The organism is Lysinibacillus sphaericus, assembly GCF_000600105.1.
GTDB classification, from domain to species: Bacteria; Bacillota; Bacilli; order Bacillales_A; family Planococcaceae; genus Lysinibacillus; species Lysinibacillus sphaericus.
Genome location: NZ_CP006837.1, coordinates 1,830,802 through 1,849,673, shown reverse-complemented (window position 1 = coordinate 1,849,673; position 18,872 = coordinate 1,830,802). Strand labels below are relative to the sequence as shown.

15 protein-coding genes are annotated in these 18,872 nt (G+C 38.5%); 4 read left to right on the top strand and 11 right to left on the bottom strand.

Annotation, left to right across the window (positions count from 1 at the left end; all coding sequences use genetic code 11):
• Positions 1-111 precede the first annotated feature (111 nt).
• Positions 112-528 carry an Rrf2 family transcriptional regulator gene (locus T479_RS08490; RefSeq protein WP_024363481.1) on the bottom strand — a complete coding sequence of 139 codons (417 nt, stop codon included), beginning with the start codon at positions 526-528 and terminating at the stop codon, positions 112-114.
• 126 nt (positions 529-654) lie between these two features.
• Here T479_RS08490 and T479_RS08485 point away from each other — a divergent pair, with 126 nt between their 5' ends.
• Positions 655-1,614, top strand: a complete 960-nt coding sequence (locus tag T479_RS08485) for an alpha/beta hydrolase (RefSeq protein ID WP_024363480.1) — start codon at positions 655-657, stop codon at positions 1,612-1,614.
• Positions 1,615-1,756: 142 nt separating this feature from the next.
• On the opposite strand, the gene T479_RS08480 is transcribed toward T479_RS08485, so the two are convergent.
• The 4 genes from T479_RS08480 to T479_RS08465 all read right to left on the bottom strand — a co-directional run bounded on the left by T479_RS08480 (position 1,757) and on the right by T479_RS08465 (position 7,905).
• A complete protein-coding gene (locus tag T479_RS08480) occupies positions 1,757-2,881 on the bottom strand; it encodes a conserved virulence factor C family protein (protein ID WP_025219231.1) in 1,125 nt (374 codons plus the stop codon).
• 12 nt (positions 2,882-2,893) lie between these two features.
• Positions 2,894-4,780, bottom strand: coding sequence for an ABC-F family ATP-binding cassette domain-containing protein (locus tag T479_RS08475; RefSeq protein WP_025219230.1), 1,887 nt, complete (start codon positions 4,778-4,780; stop codon positions 2,894-2,896).
• Entirely contained in the window at positions 4,780-5,400 is a 621-nt protein-coding gene (locus T479_RS08470; protein ID WP_024363477.1) for an HD domain-containing protein, read from the bottom strand. Before T479_RS08470 ends, T479_RS08475 begins: the two co-directional genes overlap by 1 nt.
• An 825-nt stretch (positions 5,401-6,225) precedes the next feature.
• On the bottom strand, positions 6,226-7,905 hold the full coding sequence (locus tag T479_RS08465; protein ID WP_025219229.1) for a formate--tetrahydrofolate ligase: 1,680 nt from the start codon (positions 7,903-7,905) through the stop codon (positions 6,226-6,228).
• Positions 7,906-8,120: 215 nt separating this feature from the next.
• Here T479_RS08465 and T479_RS08460 point away from each other — a divergent pair, with 215 nt between their 5' ends.
• Entirely contained in the window at positions 8,121-8,321 is a 201-nt protein-coding gene (locus T479_RS08460; RefSeq protein ID WP_004269397.1) for a cold-shock protein, read from the top strand.
• Between the two features lie 65 nt (positions 8,322-8,386).
• On the opposite strand, the gene T479_RS08455 is transcribed toward T479_RS08460, so the two are convergent.
• A complete protein-coding gene (locus tag T479_RS08455; RefSeq protein WP_024363475.1) occupies positions 8,387-9,172 on the bottom strand; it encodes a VOC family protein in 786 nt (261 codons plus the stop codon).
• Between the two features lie 338 nt (positions 9,173-9,510).
• On the bottom strand, positions 9,511-10,254 hold the full coding sequence (locus T479_RS08450; RefSeq protein ID WP_227665426.1) for a response regulator transcription factor: 744 nt from the start codon (positions 10,252-10,254) through the stop codon (positions 9,511-9,513).
• Between the two features lie 124 nt (positions 10,255-10,378).
• Here T479_RS08450 and T479_RS08445 point away from each other — a divergent pair, with 124 nt between their 5' ends.
• Both T479_RS08445 and T479_RS08440 read left to right on the top strand, forming a co-directional pair.
• The gene (locus T479_RS08445) at positions 10,379-11,845 is read left to right on the top strand and encodes an amidase (RefSeq protein WP_025219227.1); all 1,467 of its coding nucleotides are present in this window, start codon (positions 10,379-10,381) and stop codon (positions 11,843-11,845) included.
• Positions 11,846-12,045: 200 nt separating this feature from the next.
• Positions 12,046-14,025, top strand: coding sequence for an alkaline phosphatase family protein (locus tag T479_RS08440; RefSeq protein WP_025219226.1), 1,980 nt, complete (start codon positions 12,046-12,048; stop codon positions 14,023-14,025).
• 49 nt (positions 14,026-14,074) lie between these two features.
• Here T479_RS08440 and T479_RS08435 read toward each other — a convergent pair whose 3' ends face one another.
• The 4 genes from T479_RS08435 to nagA form a co-directional block, all read right to left on the bottom strand.
• Complete coding sequence (locus T479_RS08435) at positions 14,075-15,064, bottom strand: cyclically-permuted mutarotase family protein (RefSeq protein WP_227665457.1); 990 nt, start codon at positions 15,062-15,064, stop codon at positions 14,075-14,077.
• 257 nt (positions 15,065-15,321) lie between these two features.
• A complete protein-coding gene (locus T479_RS08430) occupies positions 15,322-16,479 on the bottom strand; it encodes an RNA-guided endonuclease InsQ/TnpB family protein (protein ID WP_025219224.1) in 1,158 nt (385 codons plus the stop codon).
• Between the two features lie 733 nt (positions 16,480-17,212).
• A complete protein-coding gene (locus T479_RS23685) occupies positions 17,213-17,362 on the bottom strand; it encodes a hypothetical protein (RefSeq protein ID WP_158497875.1) in 150 nt (49 codons plus the stop codon).
• Positions 17,363-17,663: 301 nt separating this feature from the next.
• The gene (gene nagA / locus T479_RS08425) at positions 17,664-18,857 is read right to left on the bottom strand and encodes an N-acetylglucosamine-6-phosphate deacetylase (RefSeq protein WP_025219223.1); all 1,194 of its coding nucleotides are present in this window, start codon (positions 18,855-18,857) and stop codon (positions 17,664-17,666) included.
• Positions 18,858-18,872 lie beyond the last annotated feature (15 nt).

The following is an 18,872-nucleotide window of genomic DNA, read 5'->3' as shown; positions in this document are numbered from 1 at the left end:
AAACTAGGATAATTATAAATTCTGAAAATACTACATTTATTACAATAAGAGAAAAACAGGGATCAACTAACTTCGAAAAAACAGTGCTAAACTACTGCACCTCCCTACCACCTATTGACTTCTATTCTCCAAAATATCTTGAATTGTATAGTCTGCCAGTACCGATTGAAACGTTTTTTCGGCTTTTGCAATAACCATAGAGATAAAACGTTCTGAACCGGTAGATGGCACCGACCAATAGGGTGTTTCATTGTCATTTCCTAACACTTTATAAATATCTTGCATCGTAATTTGCGCTGGTGTTTTATTGAGACAATAGCCCCCATAACGACCACTATGCGCCTGTACATAATCCTGTTCTGCAAGTTTGGCGAGCATTTTTCTAATGAATGTAGCATCTTCCCCTAGTGTCTCGGCAATGACATTACTTTTTAGTAGTTCGTTCGATTCCGCCATGAGGACAATTGCTCGCAATGCGACATGGAACCATTTTGGCCCAAGATCACCCGATTGGATAAGTAACTGCATTGTCATTCCCCCAATTTTCTAAATACTCTTTTTTTCGTTTGACTTCTCTTAATCATTGTACTATATTTTAATTGTGATATTTTAATCACAATTAAAATATAGTTTCAATATAAGGAGGGCATGCAAGTGGAAAATCGAGTACACCCTGAATTAAAAACGTTCTTATCAGCTATGGAAGATTTGCATTTAACAAGAGAGAATATTGCACAGTCGCGTGGTGCAATGAATGAAATGCTTAGCGGTGACGAAGTAAAAATGGAGAATGTTATGATATCAGAGCGCTTTATTGCTAGTCCTAACGGGGCCCCAGACGTTCGTATTCGAATTTATGAACCAGTTGAAAAATATGGCGCTGTACCTGCTATTTTATATATTCATGGTGGGGGATTTATCATTGGCTCAATCGAAATGTTTGATGCAAGTTGTCAAATGCTTGTTGCTCAATTAGATTGTGTTGTCGTTTCAGTTGGCTATCGCTTAGCACCTGAACATCCTTACCCTGCTGGTGTAGAAGATTGCTATACAGCCCTTGAATGGCTAGCGGCAAATGCTTCTGAACTAGGGATTGATTTAACACGGCTTGCAGTCCATGGTGCAAGTGCTGGAGGTGGATTAACTGCCGCGGTTTCCTTGTTGGCAAGGGATCGAAAAGGGCCGAAAATTGCTTTTCAAATGCCACTTTATCCAATGATTGATAATCGTTGTATTTTACCGTCAAATAATGAAATTACTGATGCTAGAGTATGGAATGGTCCGCAAAATCAGCGTGCATGGGAAATGTATTTAGGGCCTCATTATGCTAGTGAAGCGCCTATTTATGCAGCTCCTCTGCATGCAGACGATTATGCTAATCTTCCTCCTACGTATACATTTATCGGCGATTTAGATCCATTCCGTGATGAAACTATTGAATATGTTGCGAGGCTTACAAAAGCGGGTGTACCGACCGAATTTCATCTATATCCTGGATGCTTTCATGGCTTTGAACACATGGTCCCACAAGTAGAAATTAGTCAACGAGCAATTAAAAATTATATGTATGCCTTTAAGAAAGCATTTGAAAAAGCGGCTTCACCTACTACTTAAATTACTTTTCCACGCCTGATTAGCGATACTGGAGAATTTATTGATGATTTCGGATGCTTTAGTGGCGATTCTCTTGATTCTAGCAGCGAAAAATACAACAAGAGCATCGAAATTAGATGCTCTTGTAATGACTTTTATGCAATTATTGTTGACGTGATTCGGTCATTTGCTTCCACACTGAGCCTTTTGCTTCTTCTCCTTGCTCAATACGGGCAATCGCCATTTTCACTTGAAGTTTTACTTCAAATTCTTTGTCATCTTCGACTGCCTTTAACGCTTGTAAAGATTGCTCTGTTCCTACTTCATACAGGTACATTGCTGCGCGCCAGCGGACAAGTTTATTTTTATCTTGTAATGCTTGTTGCATTGCCTCTTCAAACTCCACAAAGCCTAGGTCACTCATACAGTCTCCTGCCGTACGGCGCACCGCAGCACTTTTATCACGCAATGCTTTTTCCAAGTATGGTACTACTGCTACATCTTCAATCATGCCTAAGTAGACCGTTGCCAAACGACGGATGGACATTTGCTCATCTTGCAACGCTAAATCTAAAAGTGGTAAATCATCAAGCTCGGGATCTGCCATTTGATCAAGTAATTGGAAACGTTTTTCCCATTCAGGCTGTTGGAACTGTTCCACCGTTATTTTTAACTTAGCTGGTTTTTGATTGGTCTTTTCTGTATCATTCGCCGTTGCAACAATATCAGCTAAACGTTGTACAGAATAGGTCACATCGATTTCCTGTTTGACCGCTTCCGCAATTTCCTCAAGCTCACCATAACGAACGCCATAGTCAATCCATTTACGTAGGAAGATGTAGTTTTCATCGACATCTGTAGCAATAATGTTATTAAATGCATCGACAAAACGATCACCACAGCTCACACGGTATTCTCGCTGATTGTCAAATACTTTTACTTGTAACGGCACTTGCTTGTAGAACTGGACATGGACATAAACTTCACCGAAAAATTCATTGGCAATTTGGATGTCGCTAGCCTCCGCTACATCTTCCCCCAATACTTGTCGAATGCTCGATAAAATACTTTCCCAGCCGTACTTTGCATTACGTTCGACTGCAAAGAAGTCCGCTACATGATAGACGCCTTTAACCCCTTCTATGGCTAAAATAGCTGCCGCTTCTCCTGTCGCTTCGTCTTTGTTGTCCTTTGTAAAGTTAAAGCTTTTGCCAAACGGTAACTCCGTATCGACGATAATCTTCATTGAATTAGGACTTGGTGTCGGTTCAATTGTAAGTATTTTCATGTAATACACTCCTTATCCGTTTACGATTTCATCTAAGTACGACCATCTTTCAATGAGATGCTCATAATGTGCATTTAGTTCATCTAATTTCGCCGTTAACTCCTGCAATTTAGTAAAATCAGCGCCAGCGTTTGCAATCCCTGCCTCGGTTTCCATAATCGTTGTCTCTGTTTTTTCGATCTCATCTGCAATGGTTTCCCATTCTTTTTGTTCTTTAAATGACAGTTTTTTCTTGTCAGATTTCGGCTTATCAACCTTTTGTTTCTCCACTTTTGGTGCTTCTACCTTGACAGATGTTTCCTGCTCACGCTTTTGTAAATAATCGCTATAAATATCAAGCGACTCATCGACATGTCCTTGCCCGTCTAATATCCATAGCTTTTTAGCTATACGATCAAGGAAGAAGCGATCGTGGGAAATGGTGATGACGACGCCTGGGAAATGTTCGATAAAGTCTTCTAATACTCCTAGCGTTTCAATATCTAAATCATTTGTCGGCTCATCCAATAACAGGACATTTGGTTGTTCCATTAAAAGTCTTAATAAGTGCAGGCGCTTCCGTTCTCCACCGGATAATTTACCGATTGGTGTACCGTGTGCATGCAGTGGGAATAAAAAACGCTCCAACATTTGGGCAGCGGAATAGCGTACACCTTCTGCATCGGTAATGTCATTTGACGCTTCACGAATATATTCAATCATGCGCTCATTTTCATTCATTTTCGGTAACGTCTGTTTAAAATGGGCAAGTTTGACGGTAGAGCCAACATGAATCTCTCCCTTATCCGGTGAAAGTTCACCAGCTAGCATATTAAGTAAAGTGGATTTACCAACGCCATTGGCACCGATAATACCAATACGATCGCCTTGTTGCAGTAAAAACGTAAAATGCTCAACGATTTTTTGTGCACCAAAAGCCTTTGATATATTTTCAGCCTCTAATACTTTGCGTCCAAGGCGTGTTGTCGCTAAGCCCAATTCCAGTGACACATCATCTGACTTGCGTTCTAAGTTGTCTTCCAATTGTTCGAAACGCTGAATACGAGCTTTTTGCTTTGTGGAGCGCGCCTTTGCACCGCGACGAATCCATTTTAACTCCGAACGATAACGATTGCGATCTTTTTGGGCTGAAGCCGCGGCCATTTCCTCACGAATCGCACGAGCCTCTAAAAAGTCTCCATAGTTGCCTGTATGTCGATATAGCGTTTGGTCGGCAATTTCATATATATGGGTTGATAATTCATCTAAGAAATAACGATCATGGGTAATGAAAATAACAGCACCTTTTAAGCGCAATACCATTTCCTGCAACCATTCTGTAGACTGTACATCTAAATGGTTGGTCGGCTCGTCCAATAAATAAAGGTCTGCTGGCTCAATTAACACTTTTGCTAAAGCGACACGTTTTTGTTGACCACCTGAAAGGGTTAACACTTCTTTATCAAACATTTCAATGCCAAGCTTTGTCAGCGCGGTTTTCGCAAGGGCATTGACATCCCAAGCTTGCTCCTCATCCATACGTTGCTGTAAGCTAAACAATGTTTTTTGTAAGCTTTCTGACGTTGGTTTCATCGCAAGCGCAGCCACAGTTTCTTCATATTGTCGGTTCAGTTGTAAAACGGGCGAATTGCCTGCAAACACGGCTTGTAGTACCGTTTCACCACTATTAAATGTTGGTTCTTGGGGTAAATACGCTATACGATATTTATTCGGACGATCAATGGCAATTGCATCCGCTTCGATTTGACCAGCTAAAATGGACAGCAACGTAGATTTCCCTGTACCATTAATGCCGATGAGACCCGCACGCTCCCCTTCATAAATTGTAAATTCGATATTTTGAAAGAGCGTTTTATCGCCCACTGTCTTCGTTAAATTTTGTACGATTAAATGACTCATTATGCTTTTCCATCTCTTTCATTCTGTAATTGCTGTAAAAAGCTGACCATAAATTGATGGCGTTCATTTGCCATTTGCTTGCCTTTATCAGTCGTCATTAAATCTTTCAATAATAAAAGCTTCTCATAAAAATGGGTTACAGAAGATGTATTTTTACTTCGATAATCTTCCTCGGTCATTGTTGTACGTGCTTCTTCTGTATCATCGTAGAGTTTACGACCTTTGGCACCACCATAAGCAAATGTCCGTGCAATGCCGATTGCGCCAATGGCATCCAAACGATCAGCATCACGCACAATTTTCGCTTCAAGTGAAGTGGCTTTCAGTTCATTGCCCCCATTAAACGACACTTGTGCGATGCAATCACGAATATGTTGTTTTTTTGCATCACTAATCGGCAATTCATTAATAAGCTGTTCTTCTTGTTCTTTGCTATCTGTATACTTTTTATCACTCACATCATGCAAAAGCACCGCCATTTTCACAACCTCTGCATCTGCATCTGGTTCTGTATGTAAAATCGCTACCGCATTTTCATAAACGCGCTCAATATGTTGAAAATCATGACTCGCATCAAATTGCTCATAGATACCACGTACCTTGTTTTTTAAATCATTCATATCCATTCTCAGTCCTTCCTCTTTGCCTATTATACTGTATTGCTATCGGAAGTTGGTAACGATGTAGCCTTTTCTAGAGAAAAACAAATAAAAAATACATATCAATTGATTAATTATTCAGACTATTGTAAAATAACCATACAGAACAACCTCTATTGTTCTGTATACTCACAATTTGCGTAGCGTACAAAAAACTATGTGTTTTACTAGCTTAAATAACTTCAGCGGGCTTACAATTGAATACTGTTTGACAGAATGATGAAATGCGTATAGTGTAACCGATCATCTTCAATAAAAGTGAACATTTTCCCTTATTTTCAAGTTTGTCAACCCGCATAGTACATGTACAATACAAAAATTTGTGAACAACCAGTTAGTTTTGTTTGCACGACCACGAAGGCTTTTACCAAATGTAGCAAGGTATGATGGATTCTTCATTAATCGATGTTACCTTCTACTATTCGATACCTGAGTAGATTGGAACGTAACGCCTACCTTTAATGATTCATGTATCATCCACTATGTGATCATTTTGCGAAATGCCGCATCATTGGAGTCGTGCTAACAAGGATCGATAATTCATTTAGGCAACATTTTTCCGAAGTTCATTTTAGGTAAAAAGGAAGTAATACGTTACGAAGGAAGTAGGAAAGAAATTGACTGCATGTAATACCCTCCCGCTGAAGGAACTATAAAAGCTGCCCATCTTATTGAGATGTTGGCAGCTTTTATATTGTGAATGCTTTTACCCGCGAATTGAGGTATTTTATCCGCGTTTTTTTAAACTTTACCCGCGAAACAACTACTTTTACCCGCGGTTTTTAATTAAAACAACCCGACCGCATGTCCTTCACGATCGACATCCATACGTAGGGCAGCTGGCTGTTTCGGTAAACCAGGCATCGTCATAATATCACCTGTTAAGCAAACTAAAAATCCTGCACCAAGCTTTGGAATGACTTCACGAATCGTTACGGTAAAGCCTTCAGGACGCCCTAGTAAACTTGGTTGGTCAGATAACGAATATTGTGTTTTGGCCATACATATCGGCAACGTATCCCAACCAAATTTTTCGATTTGCGCCATTTGTTTTTTCGCTTGGTCTGTAAATTGGACATCTTTCCCGCCGTAAACTTTCTGCACAATAGTACGTACTTTTTCTTCAATTGATTCGGTTACATCATATAAAGGAGAGAAATTATTTTCTTCATCTAACACAGATAATACTTGTTCTGCTAAGGCTAATCCACCTTTGCCGCCCTCTTCCCAGACATTTGTACGGGCAATGCGCACATGATTTTCTTGACACCAGTTTAGCACGGCTTCTAGTTCTGCTTCTGTGTCTGTAATAAAACGGTTTAACGCGATAATTGGTTCAACACCGAAAGTGCGAACTGTCTCCACGTGTTTGGCTAAGTTTTCGATGCCTTGTAACAACGCAGGCACGTTTTCTCCAACAAGTGCTGTTTTTGCTACACCGCCATGCATTTTTAATGCGCGAATTGTTGCCACGATGACTACTGCACTTGGTTTGAAGCCTGCTTTTCGCGCTTTAATGTTCATGAACTTTTCGGCACCTAAATCGGAACCGAAGCCCGCTTCTGTTACGACGATATCAGCTAGCTTACGTGCTGTTTGTGTTGCCATAATGGAGTTACAGCCATGTGCGATATTCGCAAATGGACCGCCATGAATAATAGCAGGTGTCCCTTCTAATGTTTGCACTAAGTTTGGTTTGAACGCATCTTTTAATAGCAGCGTTAGTGCGCCTTGTACTTGTAAATCGCGCACAAATACTGGCTCACGATCAAATGTATAACCAATCACGATGCTTGCTAAACGCTCACGCAAATCATCTATGCTAGTTGCCAAACAAAATACCGCCATAATTTCAGAGGCAACTGTAATATCAAAGCCATCCTCACGTGGCATCCCTTGTACTGGTCCACCAAGACCGATCACCACTTTTCGAAGCGCACGGTCATTCATGTCCATCACACGTTTCCAAATGATACGACGAGGATCTATGTTTAAAGCATTCCCTTGATGGATATGATTATCAATAAATGCTGACAGCGCATTGTTCGCTGTTGTGATGGCGTGTAAGTCACCAGTAAAATGTAGGTTAATATCCTCCATCGGTACAACTTGTGCATAGCCACCACCCGTTGCGCCCCCTTTGACACCCATTACTGGACCTAGGGAAGGCTCACGCAATGCAACAACAACATTTTTCTTTAATTGATGAAGGGCATCTGCTAACCCAACCGTAACTGTTGATTTTCCTTCACCAGCTGGCGTTGGACTAATGGCGGTCACTAATACCACCTTTGCATCCTCACCATGAGCTGTTATTTTTAAAGGATCGATTTTAGCTTTGTAGCGACCGTATTGTTCTAATGCATCCTCTGGAATGCCGGCCGCTTTGGCGATGTCTATAATTGGCTTCATTACCGCTTGGCTAGCAATTTCTAAATCTGATAAAGGTTGATTTTTCGTTGTCATATGGAACCCTACTTTCTCTATATATGATTCAACTCCATTATAGACTTTATTGTGAAAGAATACACAGTTAGTTATGCAATATTTCGACAATCAATTGACATCTCTAATGAATTCATGTATGTTCTAAGAGAAAATGCAATTTTTCATATTTTTTCAATTATGTCACGATTTAATTGATAGTATTTTACATTCAAGCGCATTGGAGGCGAATGCTTATGCAACAAGGAATCGTAAAGTGGTTCAATAACGAAAAAGGTTATGGCTTTATTGAATGTGATGATGGAGAAGATGTATTTGTACATTTTACGGGCATACAAGAGGAAGGCTTCCGTACACTTGAAGAAGGGCAAAAGGTTTCATTTGATGTAGTGGAAGGCAATCGCGGTCCGCAAGCATCCAATGTTGTGAAATTATAAGGTACAAGGAGCTGTTCAACAACTGAACAGCTCCTTATTTATAAACGGTCCTACTTTAAACATCTCTAAGGGTTAAGCCAATAAAATGCCGAAGGAAACATTAATGTTTCCTTTGTTCGATCAGTATCCTTCAATGTCACTCCGAAAGGCCCTTCACTTTTATGTCCAAGCATCATTTTTGTAGCAGCAGCTTCTTCATAGAAATCTAAACGAATATTTGGCAAATGTAAGGCAATAAACTCGGAATGTACAACTGGCTCCGGTAATTGTAATACTTCATGCCATAACTTTGCTGTTGCCTGTGCATCTTGCACATAAAATTGCACAGATTCCATTGAAATCGTTTGTGATGTTGTTACCGCCCCACTGGCTATTAACTGCGCATAGCGCTCCTCATCTCCATCAGCCCACTCAATAAAAAATGGAAAATCAATTGCTTGCCCTACTTTCCCAAAATGCAATAGTTTCCAATGCACAACTGATCCATCTGGTCTCGTTCGACTACAAGCATCTGGTCCATAAACATCGAAACCAAGAGCACTTAATCGTTGTGCCTCTTGCTCTATATTTGTTGTACGTAAAGCAATTCTTGAAAAACCATAGCGCTCATTGTTCTGTTTGAACGTATAATGCAGAGAATACGGTAATTTAGCCGCTTCCTCAAATAGTGCATGATCGTATACTGCTATTTGTTCAATATAGCTTAATCCAAAATAGCTTAACGTATTATATGTCCCCCACATTGTGTGTTGCCCACCATTCACGGTATGGATATGACGTTTATTTAAAAAGACTTTCATATTTTCTGGTGACTGAACTTGATGAACTAAATGATCAAAATACAAAGTCATACTTCTACCTCCTTTTGTCCTTTCATTATATACTTTACCAGTTAGTTTTGTTGGTTTAAATTAAAATTAAAAATATTTAAATAGTTATAGTACTTTCTCTATACTATGAAACTATTTTAAATGATGTCATTCAAGGCCTACAATGGATTTTGTTTTAAGATTTTGCGAAGTTTGTAGCTGCTTAAGAGGATTGTAATTGAAAAAATAGACTATAAAAAAATGACCAATGCCAGTGTTCTTTCTTAACATACAACACTGCTATTGGTCATTTTTTATGGGATGTATAAGGCGAGTAGTTAATATTTGTTTAACGTAAGGATTACGTTTTGTACATCATTTTATATACGAAAGTTGTCAGCATATTTTAACACGAGCTGCGTTCGGGAAGTGACTTGAAATTTCCGATATAAATTTTGCAGATGCTTCTTCACCGTATTTTCACTGACATATAAAATACTAGCAATTTCTGCATTTTTAAACCCTTTACATAAATAGCGTAACAGTTCCTTTTCACGTTGGGTAATTTGCAATGATTGTGCTGGCTGAACGTATTGATGTAATAAATAACTATTTTCAATCAAGCGCTTCACAACTAATAGCTTTTGTCGATCCTGTTCGGTAAAGGGCTTTTCCCCCTTTTTGCGCAAAAAGCCAATTGCCGCGGATGGCTTATGTTGTATAGTCAAATACAACACCATTTCATCTATAAAATCATGGTATTGTAAAAAGCTTTCTATATAAAAACGCTTATTCTTTCTTGATATCACTTCGTTTTGTTGCATTAATTGAATATCAGGCTGGTTTTGCATATTCATCGGATGTAAAGGATCATAAAATTTATATACATTTAAATAATTTTCCACTGTATACGCTTCTACATTAAAACACACTGGTTGATTAGTTAACTCGTCATCTATCACTTCCCAGAATATAGCATGCTCGTAGTGACAACATTCACTTAATACTTGCAAAACATTCAATTTAAAATCTTCACTTGTTTGTTGCAAATTAATATTTGAAATTCTAACCATTGCTTCTAGTAAATAGTTCACCTCTTTTATTTCAAAAAATATTATAATCACCTCTATTCTCTCTTTTAAACACATATATTCTCTTTAAAGCAATTTTATCCTTTCGGGTAATGTTACTTTTTCATTTATCATTTTAAAATAAACTTGTAAGTCAAACTAATAATGAGGTGATCAGATGAATTTACAAGAATATGCTTCCTATGATGGGCTTGGATTAGCAGAGTTAGTAAAAACAAAGCAGGTGACACCGCAAGAACTTACAACATTAGCGCTACAAGGAATTGACAAAGTGAACGCTTCGATTAATGCCGTTGTTAGCGTATTAGAGGAACAGGCTGAAAAAGCAATGTCAACTTTACATGAACAACAACCATTTGCAGGTGTCCCCTTTTTAATTAAAGAACTTGTCATTCATGCGGAGGATGTGCCACATAGTATGGGCAGTCGTGTGGCAGAAAAGGCGGTGATGTCCGTTGACAGTGAATTAATGAAACGTTTTAAAAACGCAGGTTTTGTATTAAGTGGTACAACGACAACACCGGAATTCGGTTATAATGCTGCAACAGAAGCTGTCGTTTACGGCCCTACTCGTAACCCATGGAATCTAGACCATAGCCCAGGAGGTTCAAGTGGTGGAGCATCTGCTGCTGTTGCTAGCGGCATTGTCCCTATCGCACATGGTAATGATGGTGGTGGATCACTTCGTATTCCCGCATCATGCAGTGGTGTCATCGGTTTAAAGCCCTCACGTGGCCGCGTACCGATGGGCCCTTACAATAGCGAAGCATTAAATGGACTAGCCATTGAATTTGCCCTTACTAAAACCATTCGTGATACTGCTACTTTACTGGATCAAGTAGCAGGGCCAGACTTAGGTTGCTACTCGGTTATACAAAGCCCAGAAATGCCCTATAGTAAAGCGATACTACAAAAGGGAAGACCACTAAAAATCGCCTGGACTACAGCAACTAATTCTGGTGTATCCGTCGATATGGAATGTATTGAGGCCGTTCATAAGGCGGTAAAATTATTAGAACAGTTAGGGCATGAAGTAGTTGAAGCACGACCAGTTTATGACCAAGCAACCTTTTCCAGTGCAACGGTCAATATTTGGACAGCGAATATTTATAAAATGATTGAAGGTGCTGCCGCATTAACTGGGAAAACACCTTCACGCGATCATATTGAAGCAGCCATTTGGCAGTGTTATGAATATGGCAAAGAGTTAAAGGCTAGTGCACTATTAGAAGCCATCCATACCAATGCACTTGTGTCACGCCAAGTTGGAACATTCTTTGCGGATTATGATGTGCTATTAAGTCCAACAATCGCCACATTACCAGCCAAAATCGGTGAGCTAAATGCCAATAACCCAACTATTTCAGCAATTGAATGGACAGAACAAATTTTCACATACGCACCGTTCACAAACTTGTTTAATGCAACAGGTCAACCATCGTTATCATTGCCACTTGCGATGAGTGCGTCAGGCTTACCAATCGGACTCCAATTTACAGGGCGCTTCGCAGATGAGCTAACACTGCTTCAGCTTGGGAAACAATTAGAGGAAGCGGTTCCATGGAAAGACCGTCTTCCACCCGTACATGTAGGTACTGAAGTTGCAGAAATTGCTAGAAAGTAAGAAAAAGGAGGTGCAAGATTCATGCTTGCACCTCCTTTTTCTTGTTTATCGACATTGGACATTCTATTAAGTCAAACGTTTGAAATAGGAGACAACGGGTATTGTTTGGATAAAGGCGCTTCGTGAATGAATACATAGCTAAAGGATAAGCGTTTAGGTGCTGTTTCAATTGCTAGTTAGTCTAAGAAAGGATAAGAAACATGAAAAAAATTTTATATGCAAGCATCATCGCTCTAAATTTATGTTTTTTTACCATCATTCAGGATGGTAAAGCAAAGGAAAATGATGAAACGGAACGAAAGATTGTCCTTATCTCATTTGATGGCATGAAAAATGACTATACTAAAAAATATGTGCAAGAAAATAAATTACCTCATATCAAACAAATGTTAGCAAACGGGGTTACTGCAAAAAATCCTTCTACCATTACCCCTTCTCTTACTGCCCCTTCACACGCAGCCATTGCCACAGGGGCGACACCGAAACAGACGGGCATCGTAAGCAATCATTTTCACGAACCAAATACAGCTATCGATAATGAAGAAAGTGGTTTCCAAGCAGAAAGCGAAGTACCGCCCGTGTGGGTAGAAGCTAGGAAACAAGGCAAAACAACCGCTACTATCGCTTTTCCTGGAGCAAATCCTAAAGAAGAAAAACAAGGTGATTTTGCTATTTATTTTGGTGAAACATGGTCTCCAAGCACTTTGGAGTCATTAACCTTTCAACTAGCTTCCGCATGGATTGATGCCCCTACAAGCTACAGCCCTATTAAGGAAACCGAATTGTCTATTGACATGAAAAATGAAAAAAATCGCCTTCTCCATATTTTAGCGATTGACTCGTCTAACGATCAAATACAAAACTATGACACCTTTATAGTATCTGCAGATAAAAAGGTCGATGCGGATGACGTGATGGTAACAGCAAAGGAATGGGGAGCTCTTTCCTTCCAGTTAAAAGACTCTCTGTCCGCAGGTTTTTACTTTAAAGTAAAAGCCGAGATGCAAGACCTTAGCCATCCTGTAAAGTTTTATAGAACGGCCGTAACTTCTAGCTTAATTAGTGGTCCTAAAGGATTTTCCGATGAGATTGAGCAACAATTTGGTTTTTATCCTGTCCAAGATGACGACAGTGCCCTAGAAAAAGGATGGATTACGAGAAAGGAATATGAAGAAATCAGCGCCCGATCTGTTATGTGGGTTACAAAAGTTGCTCTTTATATAAAACAGCAATACAACCCTGATTTACTTATGTTTTATACGCCCCATATAGATCATGAACAGCATAAGTATTTATTAATCGATCCACGGCAACCAGACTTTTCAGTTAAAAAGTCCGAAAAATATATGGGCTATATCGAATGGTCATATCGTTTAGCGGATCAAGTAGTTGGTGAAACATTAAATTCCTTGAAAAAGAATGATGCATTATTTGTCGTCTCGGATCATGGAATGGAACCAGCCCATACTACTCTTTTCCCTAATAAAGTATTAAAAGATGCTGGGTTATTAACTGTAGATGAAAAAAACAACATAAACTATGCGCAATCAAAAGCTTACGCCATTCCTAGTGGCTCCGCGGCACATGTCTATATTAATTTGAGAAACCGTGAAAAGAAGGGAGTTGTACCACGTGAACAATATGAACATGTCCGTAGCCAAATCATGCAAGCTTTTAAAGAGGTAAAAGTCTCGGATAATAAGGAAGCACTTATTCAATATGATGTGCAAAAAATGAAAACTGCCATTAAAGTAGAGAGCTTTGCATTCCCTACTGTCCAACATCATATCAAAGATCTTTGGCACCATCTTTTGAAACCAAAAATTCATCCCTATGAAAAGGTCATAAAAAATACAGACGACAATAGTACCCTTTTAGAACATCAAAACGCAGGTGATGTTCTATTAATTGGCGCTCCTGGCTATGTGATGGGCAGCGACATGGAAAAAAATAGTGCACCACCGATTGAATTAGGGACACATGGAGGAGATGCTGATAGAAAGATGTTACAACCTATTTTTATCGCTACTGGGACAGCTATTGTAAAAGGGAAAGAAATAAACACCACGTCTAATTTAGATATTGCACCAACGATTTATCATGTACTTGGCTTAGATATCCCTTCATTTGTTGAAGGCGAAATTATTGAAGACATTGTTACCACCCAAAAAAGGGAATGATTCACACAATCATTCCCTCAAAGTATGAGCAACACGCAGCCGTTTGTTCTTAATCGAACAATAGTGTACCCGCATAAATTGCGTTTGTTCTTACCCCTGGTTTAATTTCTCCATTTATAGAATAAATGTTGCTATCCATTAACACTAAGCCCTCACCACAAGGTGCATCAAATGGGACTTTTCCTACAGAACGCCAAGTATCTTCTTGCGCATTATAGATGAGTACATCTTTATTCCACTTAAATTCATAAGGGTCTGCAGTAAAGTATTTTGTTCTAAATGCCAAAAGTTCATCATCTTTTAATGTCCCTAAATTTTTTACTGCATCATCATAAACTTCTTTATTGAAACCGCCAATGACCATCATTTCATTGTTATTTAATTTGACTGAATTAGCGCCAAGTAAAGATAGCTCTTTGTCATCCAGTTTTACAGAGGAGGCTTTAGACCATTGATTTTTTTCAATATTATATTGGTAACCATCTGTATAGGCAACAGATCCGCCACCACTAAATACATAAAGGTTTCCATTTAATATTTGGGCCACACTTTGGTTTCGAACACTTTCCCCTGGTATCGAAGCTAGCTCTTTTATTTTCAATGTTTTTAAATCATATTCATATAATTTATTACTTTCTTTTGCATTTTGCTTACCAAGTCCAATATACAATTTACCATTCTTTTCAGCCGCTATCCCATCACTAAATGTAAATGGCAAATCCCCTATTTTCTCTACTTTCAATTTTTGATTTTGGTCAACCGTCAATAATGTGATATCATCTGCATATTCTTTGTCAGGACTGCCACCAATATAATAGATTCCCTTTTCTGTCGTGATAGACGCTCCATAACCAATCTCATGATTAAGGTTCGTATGCTCTACCAGCGTTAACTTGTTGTTATCTTTTTTATAGACATAGACATCGGAGTAATGTTTCTTTGCCCCTCCATTTAAAACTGTATCATAAGGGAAATTAGCACCTCCTCCTACGATTAAATAATCTTTATAAGAGCCAGCTAAGACGCCAGCTGTTCCAATATTCTTGTCAAATCCTTTTTGTGCCTCAAGTTCTCCTGCATATTCCGATACGAAAAATTTGTTAAAGTATATTTAAATCTTTATAGAAACAATTTTTACTATGGCACAACTTATATCTTTCGAATTTCGTCTTGTGCCTTCCTGTTTCACCAAGTCTCGATTTGCCGAAGCTACTACGATTTGATATAACTCTCCACAGGCTTAAATTCCGCAGTATCGTTGCGTACATATCTAAGGTTTATTGTTCGTTAAATTCCTTAGATTGGGTAATTTGCTAAATTGATTGAAGCATTCAAATCTCTATCCATTTCATGACCACATGAACATTTAAATACTCGATTAGACAATTTCAAGTCTTTCTTAATATTTCCACAACAAGAACACATTTTCGAAGAAGGATACCATTTATCAGCTTCAACAAATTCAATCCCATACTTTTCGCATTTATATTGAATCTGTCTTTTGAACTCATGTAAGCACTGTTTCGCTATTGCTTTCGATACATGCTTATTCTTCATCATTCCTTTGATATTCAAAGTTTCCATAACAATACGAGATGGTTTGGTTTTCACAATCTCATTTGAAGATTGATGAAGATGATTCCTTCTGATATTAGTTAGTCTTTTATAAATCATTCGAATCTTATCGTTTTGTTTTTGAATGTTTTTCATGTTTTTTAAAGGTGCTTTGTAGATGGGTTTACGATTTTTGGTATGTGCAACAATATTAGCTTGAATTTTACGAGATAGTTTCTTTTGTTCTCGTTTCAATTTTCGTTCTAATCGTCTAACTTCTTTCGTTTTGTTAATGTTCTTTTTGAATGAACCATCAGAACAAACAGCCAATTCCTTGATACCAACATCAATTCCTAAGCTCTCACCTGTTAATTCTACTTTTTCATATTCAATCTCATACCCAACAGTTAGAAACCAATTTCGCCCATCATATGAGATTCTAGGGTTTGAATAGTTCTCACCTTTCGGTAGTTTAGGTAGAGGTTGATATGTTTTGACAACCCCCATCTTTTCACCTCGAAAACCTTCTTTTGTACGCTTCAGACTTTCATAATTTACATAAAAACTAACTTTACTTTTGAATTTCGGCTTGCCTGATACACCGTCAAACCAACGTTTTCTAGCTTTATCAGCGTCCTTTACTGCTTGTTTCATTACATTGCTTCCAACTTCTTTTAACCATTGATGGGTAGTCTTTTTCAATACATTGTTTATATATTTTCTAACGTCACTTTCTTTAATGGTTTTCTTTTCGTGTTTACCGTTAAGATATTCAGAATAGTGCCGTTCACTTTCAGCAAGAAAGAAGTTATAAGCCCACCTAGCAGTTCCAGCAGACTTCCAAAACAAACGTTCTTGTTCTTTAGTGGGATTAAGTTTGATCTTCATCGATAGTAGCAATGTTTTTCACCTCGTCAATCAAACAGTTTTCTTTGACGGATGACGCTCTTAATTGTTCAGTCGAGTATTATCTAGTATTCTGAAACAGACATGGTTTAAGCAATACTTCACTATCATTTTTCTAATGGTAGAAATGCTTACGCCAACTCGTTTAGCAAATGAACATTAATTTCATACTTACTCTCTCCATGTTTCATATAAAAATATAAAACCGAGAAACCAAGTTAAATTTGTTTCAATATAAATTTAATATTTTTCAACAGATTTTTTCTTGTTCACACCAAGGCGCAACCCTTAATGCAGTCTTTCTCTCGCGAGTAGACTTCTCATGCTTTCACATGAGCGCAGACTATTTCTTCATCTCAACAAAGAGATGCGGTATTTTTCTTCCGCCATTCGCTTGCGGCTTTACTCTCCCTCAAGGAGATAGTCGTTGAAGGTGTCCCATATCAAAGATTGACTTAGGGCTTTCCCTGCTAAACACCCATTGTACTAGCACTTAGCACTCCGTTTACTATATGTCACGATAATCCATTTATAGTCACTGAGAGGTTGTTTTCAGCTTATGCTATCCTTATTTTTTTTTCTGCTTTCGCACCGTTACGCTTACCGTTTCCAGTTTCGCTTTGGTCATAAGGCTTTAGGGGTTCAAAGCAATTAACACCGAGTACGCACCGTTCACACGATACGCAGGGTATTCAGTTGATAAACCTATACTTTAAATAAATTGCTATCAATTTTTATAGATTTTTAGTAACTGTTTAGTTACCCATGTTATTCTGTCCACTGATTCTCCGTCCCTAGAAGCTTCTACTTTTTTATTTGCCACACCAACACCTAAAACCAACATTGATGCCATAGCTACTACCAAAAATTTTTTCATACGTTCGCCTCCTCTTCATTTGGAAATATAAATTTCTTATTATGGATATAAAAAATAGTGCGCAAATCACCTCCTTTGGGGGGATTGCTTTTATTTCTAAATAGCCCTATAAAAATTCTAAATATTCCGAATATTTAAGTGTGAAAAAGATTATTCTTTTGAAGGAAAACGATAAGAGGTGAAAATAGCGTTTATATTAAACGACGGACATCGTAACAAAATCTATGTTGAAACGATACTTACTAGTATTTAAGAAAACAATCAGCTTCTTCGACAACAAAACTCCTTAAATAAACCAATGCTAGTCATCCATTGATAGTTCTTTTTGATAAGATAGGACACCTCTACAAAAAGTCATTAGCACCTCGTAATGATCGTCTAAAACTACTATATCTGCATCCTTCCCTACTGCAATACTTCCTTTTCGATGACTAATATTTAACTGCTTTGCAGGATTTCTTGACGTCATGTTAATAACATCTTCCAGTGTACAGTCATCACAGTAATGCAGCATGTTTTTCATTGCATCATCAAGTTTTAACACACTGCCCGCTAATGTGCCATTTTGTAATTCAGCCGTACCATCTTTCACGATGACCAACTGACCGCCTAAATCATAATTGCCATTTTGTAAACATTTTGCACGCATGGAATCTGTAATTAAAATGAGCTTCTCACTTTTTTTACTTTGATATGCTAACTGAATCATTTCAGGACATACATGAATGCCATCTACAATTAACTCAGCATATAATTCTTCCAGCAACAAAGCAGCCCCCGCGACGCCCGGCTCTCGGTGATGCAATCCTTTCATTTGATTAAATAAATGCGTTACTTGCGTAGCCCCCGCAGCCATTGCCTTTTGGACTTGCGCAAATGTCGCATTCGAATGGCCGATTGAGATGACAACACCATGTTGTTTCAAATGCTGGATTAGTTCCAAGCCTCCTTTTTGCTCAGGAGCCAACGTAACTAGTTTAATGGTTCCTTCAGCTAGCTTTTGCCATTTTTCAAATAGCGAGATTTCTGGCAGCACGATAAAATCCACTGGTTGAGCCCCTGCCATGCTAGGGTTCACAAATGGCCCTTCTAAATGAACCCCTAGCACCTCTGCCTGACCTGGTTGTTGATGATTTTTTATAAAATTTGCTGCGTTTTTTAACGCCTGTGAAATATGGTCGTCCGATTGTGTCATTGTCGTCGCTAAAAAACTCGTTGTCCCTTCCTGGGGCAATGCTTCGACAATTGTTTCCAGCGATGCAATTTCTCCATCCATTACATCAGCACCAGACGTACCGTGAATATGAATATCAATGAGGCCAGGTATTACGTTCTGTCCTTGTAAATCAATGATAACCGCTTGCTCATCCGTTCTATAATTGTGCATCCATCCTATAGCTTGAATGTTCATACCCGTCATCTTTATAAATCCATCATCAATAATGCCATTTTCTGCATATATTTTGGCATTCGTTAAAACAATTGATTGTTCCATCAACCTCACTCTCCC

Coding starts and splice junctions, on each gene's coding strand:
- T479_RS08445 (WP_025219227.1), top strand. CDS start 10,379: ATGAATTTACAAGAATATGCTTCCTATGATGGGCTTGGATTAGCAGAG.
- T479_RS08470 (WP_024363477.1), bottom strand. CDS start 5,400: ATGAATGATTTAAAAAACAAGGTACGTGGTATCTATGAGCAATTTGAT.
- T479_RS23685 (WP_158497875.1), bottom strand. CDS start 17,362: ATGAAAAAATTTTTGGTAGTAGCTATGGCATCAATGTTGGTTTTAGGT.
- T479_RS08455 (WP_024363475.1), bottom strand. CDS start 9,172: ATGACTTTGTATTTTGATCATTTAGTTCATCAAGTTCAGTCACCAGAA.
- T479_RS08465 (WP_025219229.1), bottom strand. CDS start 7,905: ATGACAACGAAAAATCAACCTTTATCAGATTTAGAAATTGCTAGCCAA.
- T479_RS08480 (WP_025219231.1), bottom strand. CDS start 2,881: ATGAAAATACTTACAATTGAACCGACACCAAGTCCTAATTCAATGAAG.
- T479_RS08440 (WP_025219226.1), top strand. CDS start 12,046: ATGAAAAAAATTTTATATGCAAGCATCATCGCTCTAAATTTATGTTTT.
- nagA (WP_025219223.1), bottom strand. CDS start 18,857: ATGGAACAATCAATTGTTTTAACGAATGCCAAAATATATGCAGAAAAT.
- T479_RS08490 (WP_024363481.1), bottom strand. CDS start 528: ATGCAGTTACTTATCCAATCGGGTGATCTTGGGCCAAAATGGTTCCAT.
- T479_RS08460 (WP_004269397.1), top strand. CDS start 8,121: ATGCAACAAGGAATCGTAAAGTGGTTCAATAACGAAAAAGGTTATGGC.
- T479_RS08475 (WP_025219230.1), bottom strand. CDS start 4,780: ATGAGTCATTTAATCGTACAAAATTTAACGAAGACAGTGGGCGATAAA.